Source organism: Halobacillus sp. BBL2006, from assembly GCF_000786645.1.
GTDB lineage: Bacteria > Bacillota > Bacilli > Bacillales > Halobacillaceae > Halobacillus.
Window position 1 is genome coordinate 1 of sequence record NZ_JRNX01000807.1, and the last position, 1,016, is coordinate 1,016.

General features: G+C 36.5%; 3 protein-coding genes. All 3 read right to left on the minus strand.

Annotation, left to right across the window (positions count from 1 at the left end; translation table 11 throughout):
- Window positions 1-263: 263 nt before the first annotated feature.
- Window positions 264-389 carry a YjcZ family sporulation protein gene (locus LD39_RS22330; protein WP_035552547.1) on the minus strand — a complete coding sequence of 42 codons (126 nt, stop codon included), beginning with the start codon at window positions 387-389 and terminating at the stop codon, window positions 264-266.
- Window positions 390-458: 69 nt separating this feature from the next.
- Window positions 459-641, minus strand: a complete 183-nt coding sequence (locus tag LD39_RS19890) for a hypothetical protein (protein ID WP_035552550.1) — start codon at window positions 639-641, stop codon at window positions 459-461.
- 16 nt (window positions 642-657) lie between these two features.
- On the minus strand, window positions 658-789 hold the full coding sequence (locus tag LD39_RS23825; RefSeq protein WP_255349893.1) for a hypothetical protein: 132 nt from the start codon (window positions 787-789) through the stop codon (window positions 658-660).
- Window positions 790-1,016 lie beyond the last annotated feature (227 nt).

Consider the following 1,016-nt stretch of genomic DNA (forward strand, 5'->3'; position numbering starts at 1 on the left):
AGATTCTCATGAACATTTTCTTCATCTCCTGTCGTATAAGTTAATGGCTTACTAACAGATACGTTTCAGAGAAAGAAAAGGCTTCATTTTTTTTGCAATTATACTTACTTATTCTGATCAAGAGCTGAGGCTCTTGGTTTTTTATTGTTTCATAATAATTTTATGTAAAAAAATAAACCAGAGGGTGGTGTGTTAGACCTCTGGTTTTTTTGGTGTGAACCACTTATGAACGGGTAACAATGGTTCACAAGGCTTATTGAATTTTAGTAGTAGAAAGAAGCTCCTACAATAATCAAAAGGATGAACAACACAACGATCAAAACGAAAGAGCTTCCGCCGTAACCGCCGCCGTAACCACCGCAGCCGCCATAGCCACCATACCAGCCCATATCTTCACCACCTTTTTAGTCCTATACAACAAGTTATGTTCGGACAAGGTGAAGGGTAAGGGCGTATGACTAGTCAGGTAAATGGGTTAGGCGAGTGACGATTAAGAAGTTTTTTTGCTGTTGACGCTTATTCATTTCTGTTGGTCGAATCCATCGGACTGATTCTGGGTTTCCCTGATGCTTCTGTAAACTCGATTTTATCTTCTGAATATGCTGGACCATCGTCATCGAGGTCATTTTGAGCTCTATCATCTTTTGTTTTTCCCCATTATTGAGTGCTTTGGTTATAATTGGACGCCTCTTGCACCATAAACCTCGTGTACTCCAGCTGTGGAACCTTTAATTCGAACTTCAGCGAAACTTGTAGCTGGGAAAGGTTTGCATTAGCGAAATTCTTCAATTCTCCATCCACCTCACCAAAACTTTATTTGAATAAAGACAATTCTTCAATTTTTATTAATAATTTTTCCTTGAAAAAATTAAGTGAATAGTCTTGTTTTAGATTATGATAAAAGGTCTTTAGTTGTAGGTCTAAAAACCTTAATTATTTAAAGGTAAACACTCTCTAAATACAAAATACAACTGTTGAATTGAGGCGTTATTTTTTCTCAAAAAAAGATAAAAAAG